Genomic DNA, 26,527 nt, shown 5'->3' on the forward strand with positions numbered 1-26,527 from the left:
GTGCGACGTCCGTGGCAGCCGCACGCGTGATGGTTGTTAAAGGTTGAGTTCTCAGTTCGTGCATGAGCGGTGATTCCTCACCACTCACTACTGGAACCTGTCGCCGGCGCTGGCTTTTTCAACGGCAATGGCCGGAGGGGTGAAGCGGTCGCCGTAACGCTCCGCCAATTCCTTCGCACGTGCCACAAAGGCCGCCGGACCGGTGTCCTGATGGTGCTCGTAAGTGTTGACGAACTGAAGAAAGCCACCGGTCCAGGCGGGGGCGCCAATGCCCAGCAGGGAGCCGACATTGCCTTCGGCCACTGAGCGCAGTACGCCCTCTTGCAAACACTTGAGGCTTTCAATGACCTGGCGGAACAGCAGACGCTCTTTCATGTCCTGATGGGGAACACTGGCGTTGGCGTTGTAGTACAGCTCGTACAGTTTTGGCCAGACGGTTTTGCTGCCATCCTCGGCGTATTCATAGTAGCCGCCACCGTGGTAGCGACCACCGCGGCCGAATTGGCTGACCATGGTTTCACACAGGTCAATGTTGACCGCGCAATCGCTGTTGCTGCCGAGTACCCCCATGTCGCGGTGGGTTGCTGCCGCCTTGCGAGTCAGCTCCTGGCTGACTTCGTCCTGCACGGTTAACGGTCCAACTGGCATGCCGACCTGCTTGCCCATGGCGTCAATCAGTACCGGATCGTGGCCTTCGGTCAGCAAACGTGCGCCTTCGTCGAGGTAGGTGCCAAACACGCGAGAGGTAAAGAAACCCAGCGAGTCGTTGACGACGATGGCGGTTTTGCGGATCTGGCGAGCGTAATCGAAGGCCCTGGCCAGCGTGGTGTCACTGGTTTTGTCACCGCAGATGATTTCCACCAATGGCATCTTGTCCACTGGCGAGAAGAAGTGAATGCCGATGAAGTTTTCGGGTTTGGCGCTGGCTTCTGCCAGCTGGCTGATGGGCAGTGTCGAGGTGTTGCTGCCGTAAACACCATTTTCCGTCAGATAGCCTTCGGCTTCTTTGGTGACGTTGTTTTTCAGTTCAATGTTCTCAAACACCGCTTCGATGATCAGGTCACAGCCTTTGAGATCGGTGTAACTGTCGGTGGCCTTGATCAGGCCAAGCACGGTGTTTTTGTCGTCTTCGGTTTTACGCCCGCGCTGGATTTGTTTGTCTAGCAGCCTGGCGGTGTAGGCCTTGCCTTGCTCGGCGGCGTCGAGGCTGAGGTCTTTCAGTACCACCTCGATACCCGCCATGGCGGAACTGAAGGCAATACCCTGTCCCATCATGCCCGCGCCAAGGATGCCGACCTTTTTAACCTTGCCGGGCTCAACGTCTTTGGGACGCGCGGCGCCGCCGTTAACGCTGTTCATCTGGAAGAAGCCGGCGGTGATGATGTTTTTCGCTGCCGGCGTGGTGATCAGGAAGGCCAGGCCGCGGGATTCAATGCGCAGCGCGGTGTCAAAATCCACCGACATGGTGTCGCCGGCCACCGCCAGAATGCGCTCGGGGGCGGGCAACAAGCCGCGGGTTTTCTTCAGGGTCATGGCGGGTGCCACCGACAGAAGGTTCCTGACCGCCGGGTTGGACGCGTTGCCCCCGGGTATGGTGTGTCCCTTGCGGTCCCAGGGTTGGGTGCAGGCGCTGGGGTGGTCTTTGATCCACGCCTTGGCGCTTGTGATCAAGGCATCTGCGTCATCCACCAGGGCATCGACATACCCTACCTCCAGGGCTTTGGCGGCGTTCAGGCGTGTGCCTTCGAGCAGTAAGGGCAGGGCTTTTTCCAGCCCCAGCATGTGGATCGAACGCACCACACCGCCGCCGCCGGGCAGCAGGCCGAGGGTGACTTCGGGCAGACCGATCAGCACTTTTGGGGTGTTCAGCGCGAGCCGGTAGTGACAGGCCAGGCAGATTTCCAGCCCGCCACCCAGCGCGGCACCGTTGATGGCGGCAACCACCGGGACGCCGAGCTTTTCGAGGCGCCGCAGGGGGGCCTTGATGTCATCGTCAATCATACGGAACTGTTGCTCTTCCTGCCCTTTGGCAACACTGGAGAGCTCGCGCAGATCCCCGCCGGCAAAAAACGTGCTCTTGGCCGAGGCCAGCACGACACCGGTCAGGTCAGTCTCGGTTTCCAGTTTGGCCACGGTATTCTGCATGGCGTCGCGGTACTGGCTGTTCATGGCGTTTACCGGTCCATCCATATCCATGGTCACGGTAACAATGCCGTCAGTGTCTTTTTCGTAAATAAAGCCGTGTATGTTCTCGCTCATGTTTGCTTACCTTATGTCTTCTGTTTGCCTTTGCGTTGCTGTTTTCAGCGGCGCTTTTGTTCTTAACTTCGACCTAGATCCTGTGTCTTAACTTCGACCCGGTAGGTACGGCGATTCGCCTGTTAACTCCGAGTCAGACACGTTCAATGATGGTGGCGATGCCCATACCGCCACCCACGCACAGGGCGATCAGGGCACGTTTCTGATTGCGGCGTTCCAGCTCATCGAGCACGGTGCTGATCAGCATGGCGCCAGTGGCACCCAGCGGGTGGCCCATGGCGATGGCACCGCCGTTGACGTTGGTCACTTCGTGGGAAATATCCAGATCCCGCATAAAGCGCAGCCCCACGGAGGCAAAGGCCTCGTTGATTTCAAACAGGTCAATGTCGGCAGTGGTCATGCCGGCCTTGGTCAGAGCCTTCCTGGCGGCAGGGCCGGGACCGGTGAGCATGATGGTCGGTTCGGTGGACAGTACCGCGGTGGCGACAATGCGTGCCCGCGGGGTCAGGTTTAAATCTTTACCAGCCTGCTCGCTGCCGATCAGCACTGCCGAGGAACCGTCGACGATACCGGAGGAATTGCCCGGTGTGTGGACGTGATGAATGGCGGGCAACTGCGGGTATTTGCGCAGCATCATGTCATCAAAACCCAGCTTGCCCATCGCTTCGAACGACGGACGCAATTGGCCAAGGATATCCAGCGTGGTGTTGGGTTTGATGAAATCGTCTTTCTCCAGGATGGTCACGCCGTTAAGATCCTTTACCGGTACCACGGAGCGATCAAAGTAGCCCTGCGCCTGGGCGTGAGCAGCGCGCTGCTGGGAGGCCAGGGCAAAGGAGTCCACATCCTCGCGGCTCCAGCCTTCGAGGGTGGCGATGGTATCGGCGCCGATGCCCTGGGGCACAATGCTGTCGTGCAGCGCGACTTCAGGGTCGTACAGCCAGGCACCGCCGGAGCTGCCCATGGGCACCCGGGACATGGACTCAATGCCGCCGGCGACCACCAGGTCTTCCCAGCCAGAGGCTATTTTCATGGCGGCGATGTTGACGGCTTCAAGCCCGGACGCGCAGAAGCGGTCCAGCTGCACACCCGGCACGCTCTCGTCCCAGCCGGCAAACTGGACAATGCTTTTGGCCACATCGCCACCTTGTTCGCCGGTTGGCGACACGCAGCCCATCACTACGTCGTCAACGCGACGGGTGTCCAGGTCGTGGCGCTGCTGCAGCGCGTTTAACAGCCCGGCGCCCAAGGCAACGGGTTTGACTTCATGCAGGGAGCCATCGGCTTTCCCTTTGCTGCGCGGGGTGCGGAGGGCATCGAAAATGTAGGCAGTATGGGGCATCACAAAATCCTGTGGGCTGATCATTGAAAGGAAAACGTCTCGTCCAGCCTTTTCTGGCCGGGGGGCAGGCTCTCATTGTGGTTGTTGCTATTGTGAGTCTATGACGATAACGTGCATTTTTTCATTATTGTTTGCGTATAGGTCTGCCTTCAAGGATATATTGGGACAAAAATTGACATTTTGTCCCATTGGCATAGGATGCGGTTAGAAAGGCTGTCTGGCTCGGACTGCCTGGTTTGAGATTGAAGCAAAAAATCCGTGGTAAAGAGATTGTTAGTGACATGCAGGAAATATCGGTCTCCAGTTATTTTTTAAGGGCGGTGGTGAAGATGGCGCCGGATAAAGGCGTCGATGTGGCGAATTTATTGCGGCGGGCGCACATCCCCGCGAAATTATTCAATGAAAATAATGCCCGGGTGACGGCGGACCAGTACGCGGCACTGCAGACCATTGCCATGCGTGAAATGAACGATGAGACACTGGGCTATTGTCAGGATGCGCTAAAGGTGGGGACCTGGTCCGCCGTGTGTCACTGGGTTATTCATGTGCGCACACTGAGTCAGGCCCTGAAGCGGTTTTGCCTGTTTTACTCACTGTTGGAACGAGGTATGAAAACAGAGCTGGCCACCAGTGACGAGACCCTCACCATCCACTTTCGTCCATGGCGGGCCAATGAGGTGTTAGAGCCCTACGCCTATGAGTTGTTTATGTTTGGTCTGCACCGCTTGGCTTGCTGGCTGGTGGAAGATAATTTGCCCATTCAGCAGGTGCGTTTGAATTACCCGGAACCCGAGCACAGCAAGGAGTACCGGGTGATGTTTCCCGGGGCCGAGTGTGTTTTTGAACCGTGCGATAACGTGCTCGGTGAAACGGATTCGATCATGTCGAGTTGTACGCTGACCTTCAGTCGCCGGATTATGGAACTGCCCATCAAGCAAACGTCGGAGTCCCTGTCGCAGTTTTTACGGCAGCCGTTACTGAATGTGATGCTCAATGACTACAATCAACAAAGCTGGGTGGCTCGAACCCGAACGGTCTTGCGTCAGCGTCTGACCAGCATTCCTACATTGCTGGAAGTGGCTGAAGAACTGGGTGTCCACCCCAAAAAGCTCCGGCGCAAGCTGGAGGCAGAAGGCATTGGTTACGGCGATTTAAAAAGCCAATTACGCCGCGATATTGCCATCCGATGCCTGATCAATAGCCGGGATTCGATCGAGCAGATCGCTTATCTGACCGGCTTTTCTGAAACCTGTACCTTTACCCGGGCGTTTAAGCGCTGGACCGGTGTCACCCCTCACACCTATCGAAAACGCGCAATCGGAAGCAAACAGAAATACCCCTGACGGTTGGCGGTTCATGCTTTCGTCAAGCGGCTATACAGCGTTCAATGGCTCAGCGTTCTCCGGTTGGAGGACGCAGTGTCCGCGTAGCGACGAACCGCGATGTAATCCTGATAGACCTGTTCTGCGGCAAAAGACGCGACACCGTCTGCGGAGGATTGTGGGCGGAGTATCGCCTGCAGTTCGCCGTTGGGGTTGATGAGGTACATCATGGTGCCGTGGGCAACAGAATAAAATGGATCCTGTTCCTCGGGCCCGGCACTGCCTGCTTCTGGTGACCGGCTGTAAACAATGCCCAGGCTTTTTTCAAACGCGGTCCAGTCTGTCGGGTCGGGGCGCGACGCGGCTGCAACATTGGTAGGCTGATTGGTTGCAGTATTGATTGCAGGAGTTGTGGGCAGGAGTGTGGCCTCTTTTGTCTGGCGACGCAGCCCAATAAAGTCGGAATTAAAATGCGCCATATACTGTGCCAGTTGTTCGCTCCCATCGCGTTCGGGATCAATGGAATAAAAGATTACCTGCAGATCATCAAACTGCTGTTGTTGCTGGAGTTTGTCGGTGACCTTCGCCAATTCCGTTAACAGGGTGGGGCAGAAATCCGGACAGTTGGTGAAACCGTAAGCCAGCAAATTCCAGTGTCCCTGTAACTGCTGATTACTGAATGCCTGATTGTATTGATCTTGCAAGATAAAATTCGCAAGAGGTCGTGGAGCGGGGATGAACACCCCTTCAATCTGTGGCAGATCCGGTGTGTTTTTCCAGACCCAAAAGTTCACGGCCAACGCGGTGGTGATGACACCCAGGGCGATCAGCATGGCCGTAACCGGCAGGTGTGCAGGTGACGATTTCAGGGGTGATATTCCTGTTGCGGATAGGCAGTGAAGTGGTTGTCGCGCGAATCACTGGTGTAGCGCCCTTCACTGGCCATGAACACGATCAGCACCAGAATGGCGATGGGTGGCAAAATAACTAAACATTTAAGGGACAGCCGCTCCCAGCCCAGGTGCATGAATATGCTGATGATAAGCCCGGCTTTCAGTGCCATGAAGATCAACACCAATGACCAGCGCAGCCCACCCTGCAAATGAAAAAAATCCACCAGATAAGAGCCGGTGCTGAGTAAAAATAACAGCAGCCAAATTTTCAGGTAGACCCCGATGGGGTGTTGCTGTTCACCGGGCGACGGGGGATGACTTCCGGCTTGATGATGTTTCGTTGACATGGTTTTGTCTCCCGCGCTACCAAAGATAAAATAGGGCAAAAATAAACACCCACACCAAATCCACAAAGTGCCAATAGAGCCCCGTGATTTCCACAATCTGGTAGCCGCTGCGCTCATAGTCACCGCGCGCCACTTTGATGGCGACTATGGCCAGATACAGAACGCCTATGGATACATGCAGGCCATGAAAACCTGTGATCATAAAAAAGCTGGAACCAAACTGGGCAGCACCCATGGGGTTTCCCCAGGGGCGAACGCCCTCAGAGATCAGTTTGGTCCACTCAAAAGCCTGCATGCCGACAAAGGCCGCGCCCAGCAATGCGGTGGCCAGCATGAATTGCACCGTGCGCTTTTTATTGCCCTGGTAGCCAAAGTTCACGGCCATGGCCATGGTGCCACTGCTGGTGATGAGCACAAAGGTCATGATGGCGATCAGGATCAGCGGCAGGTGGGTGCCGGCAATTTCCAGCGCAAACACTTCGCTGGGATTGGGCCAGGTGTCGGTGGTGCTCATGCGCACGTTCATATAGCCGGTCAGGAAAATACTGAAGATGAAGGTGTCGCTGAGCAAAAAGATCCACATCATCAATTTGCCCCAGGGCACATCAAAAGTTTGTTTGTCCGCAGACCAGTCCGCCACCAGACTGTGCATGGCGGGTTGTGGATTCGATGAGTGTGAGGGCTTGCCGATCGCCACGGGAATACTCCTCTTCAGTAAGCGTCTATGTGCTGAAATCAATAACCGCACAGTGCTGCCAGGGTTTTATACACCGCCGGTGAGCTGGCATTGAAAAAAAAGATCAACAGCCAAATGACAAACAGGTAATGCCAATATAGCGCACAGAGCTCGAGACTATATTGCAGCTGTTGTTGCCGTGGTGGTTGCAGAGGTCGTTGCTGCGGGGCTGTGGTGGCCGGTCTGAAGAAGCCAAAGCTGCGCAGGATCACTGGCACCAGTACGAACAGCCCGCCGATTAAATGCAGGCCATGCAGCGCTGTGAGCAGATAAAAATAACTGTTGGCGGGGTTGGACGCCATGTAGAACCCCAGCTTGTAGAGATGTCGCCACAGTAACAGCTGTGCAGCGCCAAACTGTAATGTAAACAGTAGCGCCAGGCACAAGGCAATTTGAGCGGTGTGAATGTTCTGACGGCGTGTGGCCATCAGCGCGACCTGCAGGGCAACACAGGCGATCAGTAGCAAGCCGGTGTTGATCCACAGTTGCTGAGGGTGGTAAAAGGGTTGCCAGGTTTCACCCGCCAGGGCCTGAAAATCCGGGTATTGGGAGCGCGCCAGGAAGGTTATCAGAAACAGGAAAAAGAAGACGCTGACAATGCCCAGAAAGACGATGAGCGGCAACTTCTTGGGATTGATGTCGCTTCTGTCCATAACACGTTCTGGCAACACTGCATCGGGCTGTAACCAGGGTTTTTCCTGCAAGGTTCGAAAAAAGTTCAAGCTCATGTGTGGCTCCCCTTGTCGCTATGGTCGTCAACGTCGCCACTCGTTTCAGCGTCACGAATCACGGCATCTTCACTGATATTTTGGGGAATAAAATCACTGGTGATACCGGGAACGCTGTAATCGTAAGCCCAGCGATAAACCGTGGGCAGTTTTTGGCCCCAGTTGCCGTGTCGGGGGGGGACGTTGGGCGTTTGCCACTCCAGAGACGCCGCTCCCCAGGGGTTGGGCGAGCAGGGCTTGGCTTTGCGCAGTGTCCAGATGAGATTAAAGATAAATATCAGTTGCGCTAAACCGACCACAATGGCGGACACGGTAATACTGGCATTCAGCGTCTGGGCAGACTCGGGAATAAAATCCGTACTGCCCAGGGCGAAATACCGGCGCGGCACGCCCAGAAACCCGAGATAGTGCATGGGCAGATAGATTGCGTAGGTGCCGAGAAAGGTGATCCAGAAGTGTAATTTTCCCAGACCGTCGTGCAGTCGCTTGCCGGTGACCAGCGGGAACCAGTGATAAATGGCTGCAAACAACACCATGATGGGTGAAACCCCCATCACCATGTGAAAATGGGCCACCACAAAATAGGTGTCGGAGAGCGGCAGATCCACCACCACATTGCCGAGAAACAACCCGGTCAGCCCGCCGTGGGTGAAGGTAAAAATAAAGCCGATGGCAAACAGCATGGGAACCGTTAAATGAATGTTGCCGCGCCACAGCGTGAGCACCCAATTGTAGACTTTGATGGCGGTGGGGACGGCAATGATGAGGGTGGTGGTGGCAAAGAAATAACCGAATACCGGATTCATGCCGCTGACGTACATGTGGTGTGCCCAGACAATAAAGCTCAGAAAGCCGATGATGACAATGGCCCACACCATCATGCGATAGCCAAAGATGTTTTTACGGGCATGGACGGCCAATACATCCGACACCATCCCAAAAGCAGGCAGGGCCACGATGTAGACTTCCGGGTGTCCAAAAAACCAAAACAGGTGCTGGAACAGAATCGGGCTGCCACCGGTGTAATCCAGTTGCTCGCCCAGTGAGACGATCGCGGGCATAAAAAAGCTGGTGCCAATCAACTTGTCGAGGGCCATCATGATGGCGCTGACCAACAGGGCGGGGAAGGCGAGTAAGCCAAGCACGGTGGCTGTAAAAATTCCCCAAAGGGAGAGCGGCATACGCATCAATGTCATGCCGTGAGTGCGAGCCTGGAGGACGGTGGTGACATAATTCAGGCCGCCCATGGTGAAGGCGATGATAAACACCGCCAGCGAAACCAGCATCAATACAATGCCCGCGTCCACGCCGGGAGTGCCGGGCAGAATGGCCTGCGGGGGGTACAGTGTCCAGCCTGCCCCGGTGGGGCCGCCGGGAACAAAAAAACTCGCCAACAAGATCAGCACGGACAACAAGTAGGTCCAGTAACTGAGCATATTCAGATAGGGAAAGACCATGTCCCGGGCGCCAATCATCAACGGGATCAGGTAGTTGCCAAAACCGCCCAGCAGCAGTGCCGTGAGCAGATAGACCACCATAATCATGCCGTGCATGGTGACAAACTGCAGATAGGCGTTGGGGGTAATAAAATCAAACGTGTCAGGAAAACCCAGTTGTAAACGCATCATCGCCGACAGCACCAGGGCAATCAAACCGACACCGATTGCGGTCAGGGCATACTGAATGGCAATCACCTTGTGATCCTGACTCCAGATGTATTTGGTGATAAAGCTTCTGGGGTCGTGCAGTTCACTGGTTTGATCGGCAATTGCGACATGTGGCATAGCAGTTCCTTACTCTCGTGTCTGCGTCATGATCAGAGACTTTGTATGTAAGCCAACAGGTTGTTCATGGACTCTTCATCGCTCAGCATATTAGCCATCAAGGTCATTTGTTTGCCAAAATTGTCGGCTGCATGGGCGCCCCGTAAACCGGTTTGGTAATTCACCAGCTGGCGCTTTAAATACCAGTCTTGCAAGCCCGCCAGGCGTGGGGCACTGGTGGAAAACCGGCCCTGCCCCTGAGCACCATGGCACGCGGCGCAACTGACAAACAGAGGTTGTCCTTTGTCGCGGTGGCCTGTCAGAGTGGCTGCCGGTGTGCTGGAAGACAGTGTTTGAATATAAGCCACCACATCGTTTATGGCGGTTTCGTCGGGGAGGGTTTCGGCCATGGCCGCCATTTGCTGACCGTAGGTGTCCTCAGGATGACGGCCCCGGATGCCGGCTTTGTAATAGACCAGCTGCCTTTTCAGATAGTGGGGCGATTGGCCACTGATTCTGGGGGCGTTTAAGGCCTGGTTGCCCTCGCCCCGGGGGCCGTGACAGCTGCTGCACAGGGCGTAAAGGGATTCGCCGGCAACGGCGTCACCGACCGGTCCGCCCTGAGTGCTTGCGAATGTGGGTTGTTGACTGAGCCACTGCTGAAAGTCTGTTTCGCTGTCGACCACCACAAAGCCGCGCATGGTGTGGTGGGCGATGCCACACAGCTCCATGCAAAGAATGTCAAAGCGGCCGATTTTCTCCGGGGTGAACCACAGGGATGACACCAAGCCCGGTACGGCGTCCATTTTTACCCGAAATTGGGGGACCGCAAAATTGTGCAGGACGTCTTTGGAACGGATCCACACTTTAACGGCCTGGTTAATCGGCAGGTGCAGTTCGTTGTTATCGATAATGATGTCATCCTGGGCAAACGGATCCTTGGGGTCGATACCCAGGGGGTTGGTGACACTGATAAAGCGAACATCGCTTTTGCCCAGTGTTTGATCCTCACCGGGAAAACGAAAGCCCCACTGCCATTGTTGAGCTACCACCTCCAGTTCGGCGGCGTCTGTGGGTGGGTTCACAAATTTTGCCCAGACCACCAGCCCGGGAGCCAGCATCAAGCAAACCCCGGTGGCAGTAATAACGGTCAGCCAGACTTCCAGTTTTTTGTTCTCAGGTTCGTAATGGGCTCTGCGATTTTTCTGAAAGCGGTAGCGGAAAACCACATAGGCGAGGAAAAGATTGACTGCGACAAACACCGCGCCGGTGATCCAGAAGGTGATTTCAATGGTGTCGTCAATGCTGCCCCAGTTGGACGCGATGGGTGTTAACCACCAGGGGCTGATAAAATGAAAGACGAGGGAGAGGGCAACTAATATCACTAGCGCAATTGCAAGTTTCATCGCGATCCGGTCCTGTGTGTCACCCTCATAAAATGTCGGCGACCTGCTTCAGTTAAGATCGCCGAGAGCGCCGGTTGAAATTCCTTTCGGTGGCTTTTCTTTTCGGTCCTTGTGTGGTGTGTGCGTTGCTTGCTGTGTTGTTCAAACCTGTATCGGTAATTGATTAAAACTAGGGCGCCCAGTGGGTAAATTTGTTCATCCTAATTTGGGATTTGGTAATCCATTCCGGAGTGCTGGAGCCATCACCTGCAAGTGTTAAGTGTGGATGGTTGCGGACGATTCGTTGAAACGTGGGTTCCTGGTCGGGACGAACGTCTACAAAAAAAACATGACGCCCCATTTTCAGATCTTCCTTGAAACGCCGGAACACCCGATTAATTTTTTGAATGCCCCATAAGCCCCCTTCCCAAGTGCAGAAGCCGAGACTGACCACCGACAGAAAAATGGGAGGCACCCAGGTGATGGTTTCATAAACACCGGAAAAATAGGTGAAGCTTAAAATAATGATCGAGGCGAGCAGCCCGCACAAGAGTCCGATGATGCCGGAGCGGATGACGTCTGAACGGGAAAACGAATCCACCGCGTGCAAATGATGGTGCTCGAGTTCCGCTTCGTTGTCACTGAGGACATGGATCTGTTCGATGTTCACCCCGGAGTCTTCAAGCTCGTGCTCGAGGGATTCAAGGTCGTCGAGGTCATCACTGACGTAGTAGTGTCGGTTCATGGTTATCACCCTCTTATAAGAACTTGCGTAGCATGAGTATAACACGCAAAATTTTATGTAAAGAGTGACGCCGTGGCCGGTAAAAATTTAATGAGATTAGAAAAAATCTGTATATCGCTTAAAAAACTATCAACGGGGGAAATAAAGGTTTAGGTCTAATCAGAAATAACCAATGGGCTGTTTATTTAAAAACAAATGGTCATTTCAGTCACTGGCAGTCACGGTCGGATCCATGCAGAGGGTGATGATTAGCGCGGGGGATCGGTGCGCAGGGCGCTGCTGGTGTTGACTCGAAACCAGCCCGCAATAGAGTAGCGGTCGTTTTGAGCTGGCAAAACTTCATGCGGGAACTCTTCACTTAAAAAGACCACGATGGTACCCAGTGTGGGGGTAATCTTTTGCCCTTGGTCATCCTGGTCGTCACTGTACAGGACCAGCTCGCCCCCATACTCGGGTCGCCATTCGGGATTGAGGTAAACCACCATAGACAATATCCGATTGGCATCTCCGCGGAAGGCATCCACATGACGTTTGTAAAAGTCCCCCGGGCCGTAATGGGCGAAGTGAGACTCGAAGGAAAACAGGCCCAGAAACAAGCGTCGATTGAGATAAGTTTGTAATTCACCGGCCCATGTGAGCCAGTGCCGTCCCGCTTCCCAGTCATCTGTGATCCAGCATATTTGATCCTTGCGAATCGCCTCGCTGCGGGTGTGTTGTGTATCGCGACCGATGCCGGCGGGATCAAACTGTTGCTGCGGGAGCTCTTGGCTGTGACGATACAGTTGTTCACTCAATGCCTGTGGCAAGGCGCCGGGGTGGACGCTGTAACCTTGGGACAACAAATTTTGGGCTATGGCTTCAAACAGATGTGGTTGTACCGGCGGGGCACCAGTGTGAATGTCAGCCACCGTTGGGGCAACCAGAGCCGAAGTCGTCGCGGAAGGCGAAGTGTCTACTGCGTGAGCAGTCGCGGCTTCATGGCTTCCTTCAGCTAAACAAGGGGCTTCTGTTAAGGGGGCGGCTTGCAGGCAGTCAGAGACCTCAGGGGAGATCAGGATGGTCGACACTGTAGATTAGGCCTCGGCTGCACACTGCTGGTATCAGTGTAGTGTTGTCAGCATATTGTGGGGTTGGCGCGGGATTATCTGAAGCCAGTGTGGGCTTGTACAGCGATCAATTCTGACACTGACGATGAAAATTATTGATCGTCACGACGGTGTGCGTGATAGATGCAGACCTGACAGAAACGGAGTCTGGTCGAAAGGAGCGGCGCTTGCAACGGTTTTTAAAAGAACAAGGTTGCATTGGGTCGTTTCTGGTTGGGGGCTGTCTGTTTGGCTGCCAGCTGTCCCGGGGACGTGGGGGCGACGGGCGTCAGCAGGACTCGATAGCGCAACGGGCCATTGGCGGTGATCGCATCGAAGGGGTAGCAGGTAATCAATTGCAATTGATGACGAGTGGCGTCTAGCCACAAAGGACCGTCCTGGATGTTATGAACCTGAGTGTGATCGACCCGAAATGATTGCCAGATTCCCTTGGGCGTTTGAATCTGAACCCGGTCGCCGGGTTGCAGGTGCTGCAGAAAGGCAAAATGGGTGTCCCGATGACCGCCAACCACACTGTTTCCCTTGGTGCCGGGCGCTGCCGTACCGGCCATATGCCCAGGGCCAAAGGCGAGGCTGCTGCCCGTTGCACCTTCCAGAATGTACAGATCTTGCGTGCCGTGCTCGCCTTGATAGCGCAGTCGGGCGATGGGCCAGGTATCGGCCCAGGGCCAGGGGCGCACTGGCCCTGGTCGAGTGGACTGAGACGGCGGACGCGGTTGCTGTCGCTGAGATTGTGGTAGCCGGTGGTGTTGTAACACGCTTTGCTGCCAGGCATCGGCGATCAGCCATTGGGCCAGAACGGCTTTGGCATAGAGATAGCCCGCCTGCCCGTAAAAGGTCAGTGCCGCCAACAGCAGCACGGCAGCGGATCCCCGGCATCGCCAATGTGTGTGTCTGGTCATGGATTAGGCGCCTTCACATCTTGAGATGGACCTTGCAGAGCGTGTTGAGAAGCCGGTTGAGAAGCTGTTTGAGGGGAGGGCTGAACAAAAGAGCCCGCTCTCAGGAACCACTCAGGGGGGATCATCAGGAGCTTTCCAGCGGTCATCAATAGCAGAGCCAACAGCGCACTCAGGGTGCCCATCCACAGCAGCCCGTTCAGGCCCAGTGCCGTTTGTGGGTAACTGTGTGGGCTGTACTGGGCCGGACTATGAGGCTGGGTGCTGAGTAACGTGTGTGGCATGGGGGTTTGCCCTTTGGCCACCAGATTGGGAACGGAAGTCGCTTTAAGAGTTGTTTCTGGCGGGCGAGCCGGGGTTTTATCCCGTGCGATAAAGCTGGTGTAGGCACTGAGTAGCTGATGAGTTAACGCGACCTCGAGCACTTGCGGTTTAATGTCGGCTTCCGGCACCCCGGTGTGTTTTTGATCCATCAGGGCGGAAATTTTTGCGCGTCCCCAGAGGCTGCCGACACCCTTGCCGGCGGGGTTTTGGTGGTCAGTCGGCCGCTCCTTAAGGGCCGGTACCGACAGGGTCCGCGACCAGGGGCCGCTGGCGCTAAGGCCTGAAACGGTGATACTGCCGTCGCTGGCGGACCGGGAATGTTTGACGGCTCCCTGGGCAGATTGCCGGTGGGTGAGTTTTGCTTTGATGAGCAAGGGCTGGCCGTGATACAGGTCCGGAGACCGGGTTGGGTAAGCTTCGGCGGAGAAACCGTCTGGCCAGCTCACCTGAATATCCTGTAACCGTGGAGTTTGCAGCTGGCGAAAGAGAGCGGACATCTTCTCAGACACTTCCGCCAGATTGCCCACGTGAGTAAAGGTGCCGCGGCCAAACTGAGCGCTTTTGCGCATAAAGAAACTGTTCGGCGCCGAGCCGATGCCGACCGTGAACAAACGAGCCTGATGTAACTTTTGTTCGATGAGCTGAAACAGCGCGCCCTCGTTGCCGACGCTGCCATCGGTGATGAAAACCACCTGTTTTAAAAACCCCTCGGCAGCAGGCTCTGACAGCACCGCATCCAGTGGCGTATACATTTCCGTGCCACCGTGCGCGTGCAATCTGTCCACAAACGCCTGAGCCCCGCGCAGGTTTGTGCCAGTGGCGGGCTGGGGGTGAGTGCTGTAACTACGATAATCGGAATTGAATGCGATAATGTTGTAGCGATCATGAGGGCTCAGTGTGGTCAGGGCCAGTTGCAAACTTGCCTTTGCCTGTTCAATTGATGGGCGGCCATGGAGCCGGATGTGTCGACAATGAAAGTGATCTCTCGCGGCAGTGAAACTGTGTGTTGTTCACCAGCGGGGATCTTGTCTGCAGGCGCCTGCGGAGGTAATAACATTAACAACAGATAATCGCTGCCGGCATCGGAATTTGTGTTTTCCAGATACTCGGTAAACAGGGCTACGTGAGGGTTTTTTGTTTGACCGGTTGCCAGCTGAGCACAAAATCCCGATCCATGGCAACCTGGCCTTCGCTCAGGGTGATGGTATGCTCGTCACCGTGTTTGCGGATGACAAGGTCGTGATAGGGGCTGTCGATCCTTGCCAGCGGCAAGCCTGCCCGCAAGTGGACGGTGATGCTGACCGGATTCTGGATGGTGCCGTTGGGTAACCGAGGTCGTTCTGACATGGGCGCTGTAATAAGCGCCGCATCCGCAACCTGATCTGTTGCCTGGCCCCAGCCGTGTTGATTGATCTGCATCGCGCTGACCGTCGGTGCAGATGGTGCGGCTTTTGCTCCGGGAGGTTCTGTCATCATTGTTTCGGGCGGCTCATCGACCGCGTCCCGGATCGGCAGGCCGGGAATATATCGAGGGGTGATGGTCAGAGGCAGGTGCAGAGAAAAGTTGCCATGTTCATAGTGCGCCACTTCACGATAGGTCAGCGTCACTTGAATGTGTTCATCGGGGGGGACGTTGGCCACGGTCTGGGTAAACAGGTTGGGGCGTTGCTGTTCGACCAGGCTGACTTTTTTGCCGGCGGTTTTGGCTTGCTGATATAGTTTGCGGGCCCGCAACTTTTCCTGAATCTCGCCGACAATGATACGTTCGCCGATGCGCATGGTCATGCCGTTGACTGCCGCACGGTCAGGCAGTGGAAACAGATAACGGCCTTCGACCCAATCTGTCGAGAGGTTGTGAAAGGTCTGTCGATAAACTGTCGTTGTAATCATCCCATTGACCCACAATTCAACATTGGTCTGGAGCAACGGCGCCTCCACCATTGCACCATGGCTGTTTTGAAACTGCATACGCCCACTGCTGTTTTCGTCAGTGGACGGTTTCGATTGCAGGGTTGTGGCTGCTGTCGGTTTTGAGGCTGCAGCCATTGTGGGTTGTGTGGTTGTAGGCACAGTCGACAGCGGCGCCGATTTCGCCGGTATTGCTGAAAGCACCATAACGGCGAAGCCGCACAGCAGCCAGCCAAAGCCCGTTCGATCAGGGTTGGTGGCTGGTGCAGGGTGATCGTCATGCCGGGGATCCCTGGGATTTCCCCGGGAAACTGGATAAGGGGCCATTCAAGTAACTCCTTCGGTGAGTGGGTTGTTCCCAGTGTCTGGTTATGGCGTTTTACGAACTGGGATTGTTGCGAACCATTACACAGAGAGGAGGTGGCAGGACGGGGACCAATTTGGGGTCATGCGGTGATCAATTGTGATCAAAAATGATTGGCGCAGTAATCACTGGAAGTTCGATGGGAAACTGTGGGCGAAAGGAATCACGCAGTTGCTGACTCAGCGGTGGCCAAAAGCCAGTGACTAGTACAAAATAGGATCCGTTTATAATGATTTCCCTCGATATAACGAATAGATAAGCTCTAATCAAAGAGCGAGGACCGAGTGGTGTGGGATCGATTAAATAAAAGGGGACTCCCGTGGTTGGTAACGGGAGTGGTTGCTGCGTGTGTGAACAGCCACGTGGTGCAGGCTGAAGAGGTTGTCCAAACGTTTGACAGTCTTGCCGAGTTGAGCCTGGAAGAGCTGCTTGAAATCGAGGTGTTCACGGCGGCTAATTTGTTCCCGACAAGGGTCAGTAAAGCCCCGGGCACTGTGTACAGTTTTACCGCTGCGGATTTTCGCCGTTTTGGGGTTCGCCGCGTAGATGAGTTATTGCAGTATGTGCCAGGTATCCAATTAAACCAGCATCGCAAACGCCATCAGTCGGTGTGGGCTCGAGGGATGGTTCAGCGCTACAACGATAAGTTTGTCCTGTTGATTGATGGTGTGCGCCAGCAACAGCTTTACTACGGTCATTTTTCCCTGGGTGATCAGTACCCCCTGGAGCAAATCGAAAAAGTTGAAGTCATTCTTGGACCTGTGTCCAGTTTGTATGGTGCTCATGCCTTCAGCGGCTTGATTTCCATAAAAACCAAAGAGCTGTCTGCTTCCAATCAGGTGACCACTTCGTTCGAACTGGGCACTCACGATCGGCAAAAAGTTACCGCGTTATTCAACAGTCCACGTGTACAGGGGTTTGCGTCTTATCTGGATCAGGATGCCCCATTCCGTAAAGATCGGCTCAGCTTCATCGGCGGTGAGACGTTCCAGCCTTTGGATGAGGAGTATCAGAGCCTGTATCTCAAAGCGCAGCTGGCGCCGGGCCTGCTCGCCAAGGTCGATTACAGCCATAGTGAAACCCCGTTTTTGTTTATCCCCGCCACTCAAAATGCCTTTGTCGACAGCGAAAACTGGTCGGTGGCGGTAAATTATGTGACGGGAGAACTGGATCGCGGGCGCCTGGAAGCCAGTGCCTATTACCAACAGGAAGAGGTGCGGGAATTTGAACGGGTAAACCCTGGTGGAGCGCTGGGTTACGAAGAATACCAGAATGCGACCATGGCGGGCACGTCATTGACGGGACTCAAACGTTGGGGTAATCACACCGCGGCACTGGGGGCGAGCTGGCGCTATGAGGAAGCGGAAGAAACAGACTATACCCGCTGGTTTGACTTCAGACAGGGGCTCTATGCCAGCCCCTTAACGGGGGATCTGTTAAGCCAGCCGGGAATCGCGAATGAGGATTTTGCGGTTTTCATTCAGGACGTCTGGACGATCAACGAATCCCTGAGCCTGACGGCCGGAATTCGTTACGATGATTTTGAACAATTCGACAGCTATGTGAACTATCGAGTGGCGGTCAATTATTCTCCCGTTGGGGTTCACAGCTGGAAACTGATGTATGGCACCGCGATAAGGACCCCCACTCTGCGCGAATATCTGAAGGTGCTTGAAAATACCACTTTTGTCCCCCCCATCCCTGAAGCAGAGAGCATTAAATCGTTGGAGCTGGGCTATTACCTGAATACGGATCGGGTGAAAAGTGCCGTCACGGTTTACCACAACACACTGGAAGATTTTATTTACGAAATGCCGACGCCGAACAATGCCGATGAATATTTCTTCAACGCTAAAGAGCGGTTTCATCTTTATGGTGCAGAAGGCCTGGTGGATGTTGCGGTGGCTGATGACCTGTCTATACGCCTGACTGCGGCCTATGTGGATTCATCCGACCTGGGTGCTTATTCTGAATTGCCCTATATCGCCAACTGGAGTGGCAGTGTCACAACCAACTACCAGCTGACACCCCGCCACTCCTTGGGCCTGTCGCTGGTCTTCAACAGTGATCGATGGGATGCGAATGGGTTCACCACGGACGACAGTGATGGGTATGTCTGGGCGAACCTGTACCTGAATGGTGAGCTGACGCCGAATCTATCCTACCGTCTGGGTGTAGACAATCTCCTGGATGAACAAGTGCACGATCCGGCGGCAGATTTTGGCGGCCAGTACAATACGGAAAAAGCCCGACGCCAAGTTTGGCTTCAGTTCACCTGGACGCCGGCGCTCTGATGATAGTGAGCCTTTGGAATCTGCTGACACACCGATCACATCTCCTGTGCCTGATGTGGGCTTGTGCATGTCTGCCCGTTAGCCATTTTGTGGAGGCTGCGAAGACCGCAGACCAGGTGCAGTTAAATCAGCTGAAGTCAGCGTTCGTGTTGAACATCGCCAAATTTGTTCGCTGGCCCGATGCCCAGTTGCAGCAGCGGGGTGATCAGCTCAACCTCTGCTATTATCAGGAGGACGTTTTGGGGGCCGCCGACGATATGATCCGTGGCCGCGAAGTGGGTGGTCGCCGACTCCAACTTGAGCGCATAGGCACGCCCGAAGGGCTGAGTGCGTGTGATATTTTGTTGTTATCCGAAGCCGGTGCTGAGCGCATGATCAAAGCCCCCCTGGTCAGCCGCACAACCCCTGTGCTGGTGATTGCGGATATGACCGATCATAAGTCCACAGGGAAAGTCTATCCGGGGGTGCACGTGGCTCTGGTGCGCAGGGGCAATCGAATTGGCTTTGAAATTAATTTAACGGCTGCCAATCAGGCTGGTTTGAAATTCAGTTCGCGTTTGTTGCAGTTAGCCCGCATTGTTGGCGAAGAGACCTGACATGTTATGACCGAGTATGGACACCGTTCGATTGGCAACACCATTCAAAACGTGCTGTTGGTGACCACAGCCAGTGCGCTGTTACTGGCGACCATCGCGTTTGCTTTTAATGATTGGTATTCGTCTAAGGGGCAGGTGTTTGAACAGTTGCGTTCAGAGGCGGGCATTGTCGGTCACAACAGCGTCGCGGCATTGATGTTTGAAGACACCGAAAACGCTCATCAGACTCTCAGCAGTCTTGCCAGTCAACCCAATATTGTCGGCGCCATGTTGTTTTTGCCGAGCCAGCAGCCGTTTGCACATTTTGAGCGCATTGCGGGGGTCCTGCCTGCCGCACCTCCCGAGGGTGTGCAAGGGTCACTGGGCGATTACTGGTTTGTCCAGCTGCCGGTGGAGTTTGATGGTGAAGTGGTGGGAAGTATTCTGCTGCTGTCCGATGACAGCCAATGGTTGCAAGAGCAAATGTTGCAGCTGTTGGTTGCCTGTGGGGTGTTTGCGGTGTCGATGCTGGTGGCTTACCTCATTGCTCATTATGTTCAGCGCCTGGTCACCCGTCCGGTGGTGGAGCTGGCTGAAACGGCTCTCAATATCACGGAAAGCAGAGATTACAGTTTGCGTGCCAAGCGGATTTCCAATGATGAAGTCGGTGCACTGGTGGATCATTTCAATGACATGCTGCACCAGATTCAGATCCGTGACAAAGACTTGCGGTTGATACAGGGGTTGCTCGAGGACAAGGTAGACGAGCGTACCCGGGAGCTGGCTGACCTGGCGAAAAAGTTCGAACATCAGGCCTATCACGATGCGCTGACCGGACTGGCCAATCGCGTGACATTCGATCGTCGCCTGCAGGAATCTATCAGTCGTTGCCGACGACATGGGGCTCATTTGTCGGTGCTCTTTCTCGATTTGGATCGTTTTAAAGTCGCCAATGATACTCTGGGGCATGGCATTGGTGATCAATTGTTGATTGAGGTTGCCCGGCGATTGCAGGCGTGTTTGCGGGAAGGGGATACTCTCGCCCGCCTTGGCGGCGATGAGTTTGCCATTCTGCTGACCGATCTGGAGCCTGGGGCTACCGGGGATGTGGCCAATAAAATCATCCACAGTGTGAGTTCGCCGATGGAGCTGGAAGGCCATAACCTAACGCTGACGACCAGCATCGGCATCAGTGTGTTTCCCGGCGATGGTGACAATGCCACCGAAATTCTGAAGAATGCCGATACCGCCATGTACCGCTCCAAGGATAAAGGGCGTAACCGGATGACGTTCTTTGCACCGGACATGAACCGTAAAATGGAGCGGCGTCTGGTGTTGGAAAACAAGTTGCGCCATGCCATTGAGGCGGAACTCTTTTATCTTCATTACCAGCCCAAGGTGGATGTCCACACGCTTGAAATCGTTGGGGTTGAGGCGTTGTTGCGCTGGAAGGATCACGAACTGGGTGCGATTTCTCCGTCGGAATTCATCCCTCTGGCGGAAGAGTGCGGCCTGATTGGTGCCATTGACGATTGGGTGATGGTGCGGGCCTGTCAGGAGATCTTGACGTTAACTCCGGGTCGGGCGCCCAAGTTACAGTTGTCCGTCAACTTTTCCCCGCTGCATTTTTACCGCCGTAAGGCTCCGGCAGAAGTGCAGGCGGCGTTAACAAAAACCGGTTTTCCCGGTGCCAAACTGGAGCTGGAAATCACCGAAAACCTGGTGGGCCCATCCTCGGACAGCTTGCTGGAACAGCTGCAGGGTATTCGCCAGCTGGGCGTCGAAATTTCCATCGATGATTTTGGCACGGCCTACTCTTCGCTGAGCCGGTTGAAGCAGTTTCCGTTGAATACCCTGAAAATCGATCGCAGCTTTGTGCGTGACCTTGGCAAGGACGCCGACGATGAAACTCTGGTGAAAACCATCATCACCATGGCCCATAACCTGAACTTGAAAGTGGTGGCCGAGGGTATCGAAACGGAAGCTCAATACGAGTTTGTTAAGCAGCACGGTTGCGATTTGGTGCAGGGTTTTCTCTACAGTAAGCCCATCCCACTGGCTGACCTGGCCGAGGCGCTCAACGATCAAACAGCTGAGGTGTGAGGCGGTCCTCTGGTTGATGACGGTATGACACAAGATCATTGGATGTTGCGGGTTTATCAGCCGGCGTCAGACCGGGGCAAATGGCGGGTTAAAATTTCTGCCCCAGTTTGATGTAAAACGCGGAGTTGTCTTTTTCGCCCACGGCGTATTCGGTTTTGATGATGAAGCCCGACGCCGGTTTGAGGACATAGGTAATGCCTGCGCCCGCAGAGGCGAAGAGGTCTTCGTTGTCGCCGCAATCCGACATGGAGGAATAGAGACAGGATATGCCGGCGAACATCGTCGCACCCCAGCGGCCGCGTAAGTGTATACGGGCTTCCATGTCGAAATGGGTGTAATTTTCGTCGAGGTAGTTTCCGCGGGTGTAGCCGCGCAATTGCAGCGATGAATAACCACTTTGCGGGGCGTCGCTGGTCCATCGGCCCTTCAATTGCAGAGCGAAGACGTGACCTTCTCCGAACGGGGAAAACCAGCGATAGTCTGCCTGAAACACATCAAACGACTCATCACCCCCCAGCCCTTCCCGGTAGGCAATGTTGTTCAGATTAAAATAATGCCCCAGGGTGCTGCTGCGAACATTGTCGCGGGTGTCATACTCCAGGACCAGGCCGATGCCATTGGAATCGAAGCCAGTCAGGCCTATTTGATGGGCGGCTTCATCCGTCAGCTCGTCGATACCGATGGCGTAGTTGGACGACAGGAACTGCGCCCCAAGGTACCATTTGGGAAAGATCAGGTGGGAGTAACGTATGAACAGCCCTTTCAGGTTGTCCTCTGTTTCGACTGTCTGGCCGGTGCCGAGATAATCTTCGTATTCATTGTTGATGTGGCCATTGATGATGCCCGCCCGCAACTTGTTGCGGTTGGCGCCCCAGTAGAGGTCGGTAAACAGACCACCGGTGTAGGAGTCAGTATCACTGTAATTGGCAAAGCCACCCATCATTGAAAAATTGGAGTCGGCATCCACTTTGTACAGGTAGCCCCCCATTACACCACCTTTAAACCCCAGCTTAGGGTCGTTACTGACGGTTGGAATCAGCAGCCAGGGTGACTCTTGGGCGAACACGGTTGGCGTTGTCAGCAGGAGAAGGGCAAGCAGACAGCTGACGTGAGTGCTCAGAAGGCGGACGTAATTGTTCAGACTGATGATGGTTGTCCCCATGGGAGTCTCGCACGGATGAAGTCTTCATCCAGTCTAGTTCACAAATAATCTATTGTGATGCGCTATGGACAACATTATGCCCGGTGATTTACGCCGGAGTTCAAAAAGGCGACTTCTTCTGGCGTAGAAACCCGACCTAAAATTTCATTCCGATGGGGAAAGCGGCCAAATTTTTCGATGATGGCGCGATGTGCCTGAGCTGCATTCAGCCCCCGTTTGACCTCGTGTCGCAATGTCGTGAATTTCTCAACACTCAGTTCCTGTAAGGTCTTGTCTTCAGCGTGCATCAGCGGCATGTAGAAAAAGTGTCGTTCGGTGGGCTGCAGAGGCTGGTCGTCACCGTTTTGTATGCCCTCCAGTACCAGTTGTTGTGCACGAGCATCCTGTGCATAAGCCTGAGGGGTACCGCGGAAGATGTGTCGGGAAAACTGATCCAGAAGAATGATCAAAGCCAGGCGCCCATAGGGTGATGACGCTCAGTGGTCCAGTGCCCCCTGTGTGGCCTGATGCGCTAAGTTGCCAAACCTTTCTCGTATCGGGGTGTCCAGCTTTTTGCCGCCACTGAACCATTGGTTGGGAGTTACGTCCCGGAACCAGAAGTCCAATAGGCACTGATATTCTGTTGTCGCGTGTTCATTGTTCATCATTGCGTTTTCGGCGAACCGCGGCGTCCAGTGACATTGTTTTTGTCGTTAAGATCGTCGGTAACTCTCACGAAGGAGTGTCGCCGTCGCATACCATACCTCGCTGAACAGTGTGACCGTGAAAGGGGGATTGCGGTTGTGATTGATTAACTCTAGGCAGAGATGGGCATATGATCAATGACCAGTGCAGGTTTGGATCCGTGCTGTTTAAAAATCAAACCTGCTGAAATGCCCCTGCTATGGTTGTATCAAGCACCATGGTTGTTCGCGAAGGCGATGTCAGTAAGCCAAGGCAGCCGGCGACTTTCTCGGGGCAAGGGGCTGCCAAATGAGGCTAACACTAAAGATTGAAACGAGAGCAATACGAACTAAAACGGAAAATACGAGGGACAACATAAGGAGAAGGGCATGTGCGGTCGCTTTAACATCTCAATGACTCCGGGTCTGGTGCAGCTGTTGGACGAACTTGGCGTCCCAATTGTCCTTAGGGAGCAGTACAACATTGCCCCTACGGAATCCGTGCCTATTTTTTATGAGATAGACGGCGAACGCAGTTGCCACCCGGCGCGCTGGTGGCTGACGCCCAGTTGGTCTTCTGGTCCTGACACGCGTTTTTCGATGTTCAACGCCCGTGCGGAAACATTGGAGTCCAGCCGCGCCTTCAAGGGGCCGTTTCACCACAAACGCTGTGTCATACCCTGCAGTTCATTCCTGGAATGGCAGAAAACCCCCGACGGGAAACAGCCCATCGAGCTCTATCGTGAAGATGGTGCCATTGCCTTGGCGGGGCTCTGGGACTGTTGGAACGAAGAGCTGTTGTCCTGCGCTCTTGTGACCACCGCAGCGGATGAATGCTTAAAGGCCATTCACCACCGCATGCCAGTCATGTTGGATAGCGCGGGGATTAATCTCTGGCTGGATACCAGTCAGCCGTTAGAGGATTTGCAGCCGCTATTGGCTCCCCGGCTGAGGTATACCATAGCCCATCGTCGGGTGGACCCGGCGATCAACAACAGTCGCTCGAAAGTGTTGCCGGTGCCCTTGCCGGATGCATAGCGGCATGGTGCGGGGATTAAAGCGGCCGTGGTCGCACCCAAAACCAGCAGCCCACCACCCATGCTCCAAACACGCTATAGCCGGTGATGAATACCCACTCTGGTAACGGGTAATACAATACCTTACCCAGCCAATAGGCGATGAAGGTGCCGCTATAGATGGCCTCGCCGCCTCGTTCGCGCAAGGCCATCTCCCATCCGGTGAGGGGGCATAAAATTCCAAGCCACGCCTGCATTACCACTATGCCGATGGCGATGATGTGGGCCAAACGAAACCAGAAGTTGCGTACCCAGCGCCAGTTCAGCAGTTTGCCCATCACGATCAGAATCAGCCCCAGAATGACGAAAATCACGAAGAGTGTGTGCATCACGAGCATGACATCTGCCGCCAACAGGTAGGCAGATGTTGAAAAGGGTGCTGAGTTTGTAATCGCATTAAGAGGCATCGGGTAACAGACTTCATTTGAGAGCCGTATGGCTGGTCTATACTTTGCTTAAGAGTTAGCAGTTCTGCTCCAAAAACAACATGACAAACAAAAATATAAAATACTTATTGGAGATTACTATGAACAGAAAGATTTTGGGCTCTTGGGTGTTTTTTGGGTTGCTCAGCAGCAGTCTTGCCCTGGCTGCCGACAAGGCGGCGATGATTGCCAGTGCGGAAAGTGCCGCTCCTGTGGATGTCACTGCCAATGCCACGATCAAAGCCCCCGATGGTACGGTGTTGCGTCAAGGGTCCAATGGATTTACCTGCTATCCCCAACAAGCCATGACGGGACCCATGTGTAACGAGGCCGAGTGGGAGAAACTCATGGCCGCCATGATGAGTAAGCAGGATTACCAGCCATCCCGGTTTAGTATTTCCTACATGTTGGCCGGTGAAGGCACCGCCAAGGGCGTCAGCAACATTGATCCCTATGCCACGGAACCTACCGCAGATAATGCCTGGATTAAAGAGGGGCCGCACATGATGGTTATCCTGCCGGACCACTCCATGCTGGAAGGAATTTCCACCAACACCCAGGACCCGATCTATGTGATGTGGAAGGGGACCCCCTATGCCCACGTGATGATTAAGATCGCCAGCGAGAAAGAATAACCGGGGTAAAATGGTATTGAGTCAATTGAACCTACTCAGAGGGCTGTGGAGGTCTTAAGAAGCAGGTGCACCTTGTTGATTGGCAAGGGGGGATACACCTGCTTCGTTAAAGCGAACGCACCTTTCTGTAAAATAGTAGGTTGCATTTCAAGCAGCGAAATTTGGGGCTTCTGCGTAAGATTTTATCAAGGGTAGACCGATGAATGCGTAGAGTGCTTTGTGCGTCGCAGAACGGGCAATTTACATGCTGACGGGCGGGCATTTTTGCTCCAGATGGTTGCAGTCCTTTTTTCAAGAGACGGATACACATCAGACATTATCTTTGACGAATGGTTCAGTTGTGCTGAAGGCTGGACTGTGGCTGGTTAAAGGGCAGCTGTTCTTCGGCTGGCTGAGTATTTATTTCACGCACGCCCGGCCATGGCCACGACAATACCGTCAAAGGTTTCTCGCCTGAGAGCAAAGCGGACAACTTCAGGGGCGCCCTCACTGGCGAATATTTTTGTTGAGCGAACCAAGCTCGCCTCCTGCATTTTACTCACCGGCGAATGATATGGGTGCACTGTGTGTGGCTTGAGCTGGCAGAGTTGGCAGAGGGAAACATCGTTGGACAGACCTTTTTGTGAGGAAGGTTCATCCAGTTTCGCGCTGACCAAGAGTTTTCTGGTTGCTGCTGCTGATGGTGGTGTTCGAGGACGATTTTTGTCTAACAATGTGTTTATCTCTGCGCAAGAGAGCCCGTTGATTTTGTAGGGTCAGCATCTCAACATCGAAGTGCGATTTTCCAATCCGCTGTCACGACAGGTTTTCAAATGGTGGCATTATCTCTGTGACTTTTCTCACGCAAATGTAAGGATGCTCTAACCCTCTTTGGGGTTTGGGAAATGGTGTACCCGAGGGCATAAAGGCCCTGACAGACTTGAACTGGCGACCTGCCTGGGTTGTATCAAGCGTTGAGTCGGATGCTCTAGCCCGCAAAGGGGTTGGGAGATGGTGTACCCGAGGGCATAAAGGCCCTGACAGACTTGAACTGTCGACCTGCCTGGGTTGAATCAAGAGTTGAGTCGGATGCTCTAACCCGCAATGGGGTTGGGAAATGGTGTACCCGAGGGCATAAAGGCCCTGACAGACTTGAACTGTCGACCTGCCTGGGTTGAATCAAGAGTTGAGTCGGATGCTCTAACCCGCAAAGGGGTTGGGAAATGGTGGGCCCTGACAGACTTGAACTGTCGACCTGCCGATTATGAGTCGGATGCTCTAACCAACTGAGCTAAGGGCCCTTAAGTAATTGTTTTTAAACGACAGTTTTTAAACAACAACGGGGCGCATTATAGTGCCCTCTGTGGGTTCTGGCTAGCCCGAATATTTCACAAAGGACTAAACAAGAACGGCTGAAAGCCTTATGGTTATTGGTGTCTAGACAATATCCGCAAGCAATCAGCCGTGAACAAAATGATACCACAGTCTTTCCAGT

General features: G+C 54.3%; 21 protein-coding genes, 1 tRNA gene and 1 pseudogene. 6 read left to right on the forward strand and 17 right to left on the reverse strand.

All coding sequences use genetic code 11. The features are described 5' to 3' along the window. Positions 1 to 87: 87 nt before the first annotated feature. Together G8770_RS15835 and G8770_RS15840 are read right to left on the reverse strand one after the other, a co-directional pair. Positions 88 to 2,259: a 3-hydroxyacyl-CoA dehydrogenase NAD-binding domain-containing protein gene (locus tag G8770_RS15835; RefSeq protein ID WP_167188920.1), complete on the reverse strand. Its 2,172-nt coding sequence runs from the start codon at positions 2,257 to 2,259 to the stop codon at positions 88 to 90. Positions 2,260 to 2,392: 133 nt separating this feature from the next. Continuing rightward, positions 2,393 to 3,601, reverse strand: a complete 1,209-nt coding sequence (locus tag G8770_RS15840) for an acetyl-CoA C-acetyltransferase (protein WP_167188923.1) — start codon at positions 3,599 to 3,601, stop codon at positions 2,393 to 2,395. Positions 3,602 to 3,837: 236 nt separating this feature from the next. On the opposite strand from G8770_RS15840, the gene G8770_RS15845 reads away from it, so the two are divergent. Next, complete coding sequence (locus tag G8770_RS15845; protein ID WP_167188926.1) at positions 3,838 to 4,944, forward strand: AraC family transcriptional regulator; 1,107 nt, start codon at positions 3,838 to 3,840, stop codon at positions 4,942 to 4,944. A gap of 41 nt (positions 4,945 to 4,985) precedes the next feature. Here the strand turns inward: G8770_RS15845 and G8770_RS15850 are convergent, their stop codons facing one another. The 11 genes from G8770_RS15850 to G8770_RS15900 all read right to left on the reverse strand — a co-directional run bounded on the left by G8770_RS15850 (position 4,986) and on the right by G8770_RS15900 (position 16,084). Beyond that, positions 4,986 to 5,756, reverse strand: coding sequence for an SCO family protein (locus tag G8770_RS15850; RefSeq protein ID WP_167188929.1), 771 nt, complete (start codon positions 5,754 to 5,756; stop codon positions 4,986 to 4,988). 32 nt (positions 5,757 to 5,788) lie between these two features. Continuing rightward, entirely contained in the window at positions 5,789 to 6,163 is a 375-nt protein-coding gene (locus tag G8770_RS15855; RefSeq protein ID WP_167188932.1) for a cytochrome C oxidase subunit IV family protein, read from the reverse strand. A gap of 16 nt (positions 6,164 to 6,179) precedes the next feature. Continuing rightward, complete coding sequence (locus tag G8770_RS15860) at positions 6,180 to 6,860, reverse strand: heme-copper oxidase subunit III family protein (RefSeq protein ID WP_341771163.1); 681 nt, start codon at positions 6,858 to 6,860, stop codon at positions 6,180 to 6,182. A 38-nt stretch (positions 6,861 to 6,898) separates the two neighbouring features. Then, positions 6,899 to 7,627: a cytochrome c oxidase subunit 3 gene (locus G8770_RS15865; RefSeq protein ID WP_167188935.1), complete on the reverse strand. Its 729-nt coding sequence runs from the start codon at positions 7,625 to 7,627 to the stop codon at positions 6,899 to 6,901. After that, a complete protein-coding gene (locus tag G8770_RS15870; RefSeq protein WP_167188938.1) occupies positions 7,624 to 9,411 on the reverse strand; it encodes a cytochrome c oxidase subunit I in 1,788 nt (595 codons plus the stop codon). Before G8770_RS15870 ends, G8770_RS15865 begins: the two co-directional genes overlap by 4 nt. A 32-nt stretch (positions 9,412 to 9,443) precedes the next feature. Further along, positions 9,444 to 10,796, reverse strand: coding sequence for a cytochrome c oxidase subunit II (gene coxB, locus G8770_RS15875; protein WP_167188941.1), 1,353 nt, complete (start codon positions 10,794 to 10,796; stop codon positions 9,444 to 9,446). Positions 10,797 to 10,965: 169 nt separating this feature from the next. Beyond that, on the reverse strand, positions 10,966 to 11,520 hold the full coding sequence (locus G8770_RS15880) for a magnesium transporter (RefSeq protein WP_167188944.1): 555 nt from the start codon (positions 11,518 to 11,520) through the stop codon (positions 10,966 to 10,968). 248 nt (positions 11,521 to 11,768) lie between these two features. Beyond that, the gene (locus tag G8770_RS15885; protein WP_341771164.1) at positions 11,769 to 12,587 is read right to left on the reverse strand and encodes a 2OG-Fe(II) oxygenase; all 819 of its coding nucleotides are present in this window, start codon (positions 12,585 to 12,587) and stop codon (positions 11,769 to 11,771) included. A 218-nt stretch (positions 12,588 to 12,805) separates the two neighbouring features. Beyond that, positions 12,806 to 13,528: a class GN sortase gene (locus tag G8770_RS15890; RefSeq protein ID WP_167188947.1), complete on the reverse strand. Its 723-nt coding sequence runs from the start codon at positions 13,526 to 13,528 to the stop codon at positions 12,806 to 12,808. Further along, entirely contained in the window at positions 13,525 to 14,811 is a 1,287-nt protein-coding gene (locus tag G8770_RS15895) for a hypothetical protein (RefSeq protein WP_341771166.1), read from the reverse strand. The genes G8770_RS15890 and G8770_RS15895 overlap by 4 nt, the downstream gene beginning before the upstream one ends. A 157-nt stretch (positions 14,812 to 14,968) precedes the next feature. Continuing rightward, a complete protein-coding gene (locus tag G8770_RS15900) occupies positions 14,969 to 16,084 on the reverse strand; it encodes a VIT domain-containing protein (RefSeq protein ID WP_167188953.1) in 1,116 nt (371 codons plus the stop codon). A 387-nt stretch (positions 16,085 to 16,471) separates the two neighbouring features. Here G8770_RS15900 and G8770_RS15905 point away from each other — a divergent pair, with 387 nt between their 5' ends. The 3 genes from G8770_RS15905 (at position 16,472) to G8770_RS15915 (ending at position 21,093) form a co-directional block, all read left to right on the forward strand. Further along, positions 16,472 to 18,415 carry a TonB-dependent receptor domain-containing protein gene (locus G8770_RS15905; protein ID WP_167188955.1) on the forward strand — a complete coding sequence of 648 codons (1,944 nt, stop codon included), beginning with the start codon at positions 16,472 to 16,474 and terminating at the stop codon, positions 18,413 to 18,415. Positions 18,416 to 18,531: 116 nt separating this feature from the next. Next, entirely contained in the window at positions 18,532 to 19,011 is a 480-nt protein-coding gene (locus G8770_RS15910; protein WP_167188959.1) for a YfiR/HmsC family protein, read from the forward strand. A 6-nt stretch (positions 19,012 to 19,017) separates the two neighbouring features. Beyond that, positions 19,018 to 21,093, forward strand: coding sequence for a bifunctional diguanylate cyclase/phosphodiesterase (locus G8770_RS15915; protein WP_167188962.1), 2,076 nt, complete (start codon positions 19,018 to 19,020; stop codon positions 21,091 to 21,093). Positions 21,094 to 21,181: 88 nt separating this feature from the next. Here the strand turns inward: G8770_RS15915 and G8770_RS15920 are convergent, their stop codons facing one another. Continuing rightward, entirely contained in the window at positions 21,182 to 22,255 is a 1,074-nt protein-coding gene (locus G8770_RS15920; RefSeq protein ID WP_167188965.1) for a BamA/TamA family outer membrane protein, read from the reverse strand. Positions 22,256 to 22,329: 74 nt separating this feature from the next. Then, positions 22,330 to 22,902: pseudogene (locus G8770_RS15925) on the reverse strand (DUF924 family protein). 405 nt (positions 22,903 to 23,307) lie between these two features. On the opposite strand from G8770_RS15925, the gene G8770_RS15930 reads away from it, so the two are divergent. Further along, on the forward strand, positions 23,308 to 23,955 hold the full coding sequence (locus tag G8770_RS15930; protein ID WP_167188968.1) for an SOS response-associated peptidase: 648 nt from the start codon (positions 23,308 to 23,310) through the stop codon (positions 23,953 to 23,955). A gap of 16 nt (positions 23,956 to 23,971) precedes the next feature. Here G8770_RS15930 and G8770_RS15935 read toward each other — a convergent pair whose 3' ends face one another. Next, positions 23,972 to 24,400 (reverse strand): DUF2784 domain-containing protein, encoded by a 429-nt coding sequence (locus tag G8770_RS15935; RefSeq protein WP_167188971.1) that lies wholly within the window; start codon positions 24,398 to 24,400, stop codon positions 23,972 to 23,974. Positions 24,401 to 24,519: 119 nt separating this feature from the next. Between G8770_RS15935 and G8770_RS15940 the strand changes: the two genes are divergently transcribed. Then, the gene (locus G8770_RS15940; RefSeq protein ID WP_167188973.1) at positions 24,520 to 25,053 is read left to right on the forward strand and encodes a hypothetical protein; all 534 of its coding nucleotides are present in this window, start codon (positions 24,520 to 24,522) and stop codon (positions 25,051 to 25,053) included. Between the two features lie 1,203 nt (positions 25,054 to 26,256). Here G8770_RS15940 and G8770_RS15945 read toward each other — a convergent pair. Then, a tRNA-Ile gene (locus G8770_RS15945) sits at positions 26,257 to 26,333 on the reverse strand. Between the last annotated feature and the right edge of the window lie 194 nt (positions 26,334 to 26,527).

It is taken from the genome of Pseudomaricurvus hydrocarbonicus (assembly GCF_011602365.1).
GTDB lineage: Bacteria > Pseudomonadota > Gammaproteobacteria > Pseudomonadales > Cellvibrionaceae > Pseudomaricurvus > Pseudomaricurvus hydrocarbonicus.

What these genes read in the sequence shown, in the direction of transcription:
- G8770_RS15890 (WP_167188947.1), bottom strand. Translation starts at nt 13,528, where the DNA reads ATGACCAGACACACACATTGGCGATGCCGGGGATCCGCTGCCGTGCTG.
- G8770_RS15920 (WP_167188965.1), bottom strand. Translation starts at nt 22,255, where the DNA reads ATGGGGACAACCATCATCAGTCTGAACAATTACGTCCGCCTTCTGAGC.
- G8770_RS15855 (WP_167188932.1), bottom strand. Translation starts at nt 6,163, where the DNA reads ATGTCAACGAAACATCATCAAGCCGGAAGTCATCCCCCGTCGCCCGGT.
- G8770_RS15935 (WP_167188971.1), bottom strand. Translation starts at nt 24,400, where the DNA reads ATGCCTCTTAATGCGATTACAAACTCAGCACCCTTTTCAACATCTGCC.
- G8770_RS15940 (WP_167188973.1), top strand. Translation starts at nt 24,520, where the DNA reads ATGAACAGAAAGATTTTGGGCTCTTGGGTGTTTTTTGGGTTGCTCAGC.
- G8770_RS15850 (WP_167188929.1), bottom strand. Translation starts at nt 5,756, where the DNA reads ATGCTGATCGCCCTGGGTGTCATCACCACCGCGTTGGCCGTGAACTTT.
- G8770_RS15870 (WP_167188938.1), bottom strand. Translation starts at nt 9,411, where the DNA reads ATGCCACATGTCGCAATTGCCGATCAAACCAGTGAACTGCACGACCCC.
- G8770_RS15930 (WP_167188968.1), top strand. Translation starts at nt 23,308, where the DNA reads ATGTGCGGTCGCTTTAACATCTCAATGACTCCGGGTCTGGTGCAGCTG.
- G8770_RS15840 (WP_167188923.1), bottom strand. Translation starts at nt 3,601, where the DNA reads ATGCCCCATACTGCCTACATTTTCGATGCCCTCCGCACCCCGCGCAGC.
- G8770_RS15915 (WP_167188962.1), top strand. Translation starts at nt 19,018, where the DNA reads ATGACCGAGTATGGACACCGTTCGATTGGCAACACCATTCAAAACGTG.
- coxB (WP_167188941.1), bottom strand. Translation starts at nt 10,796, where the DNA reads ATGAAACTTGCAATTGCGCTAGTGATATTAGTTGCCCTCTCCCTCGTC.
- G8770_RS15900 (WP_167188953.1), bottom strand. Translation starts at nt 16,084, where the DNA reads ATGGCCCCTTATCCAGTTTCCCGGGGAAATCCCAGGGATCCCCGGCAT.
- G8770_RS15880 (WP_167188944.1), bottom strand. Translation starts at nt 11,520, where the DNA reads ATGAACCGACACTACTACGTCAGTGATGACCTCGACGACCTTGAATCC.
- G8770_RS15835 (WP_167188920.1), bottom strand. Translation starts at nt 2,259, where the DNA reads ATGAGCGAGAACATACACGGCTTTATTTACGAAAAAGACACTGACGGC.
- G8770_RS15865 (WP_167188935.1), bottom strand. Translation starts at nt 7,627, where the DNA reads ATGAGCTTGAACTTTTTTCGAACCTTGCAGGAAAAACCCTGGTTACAG.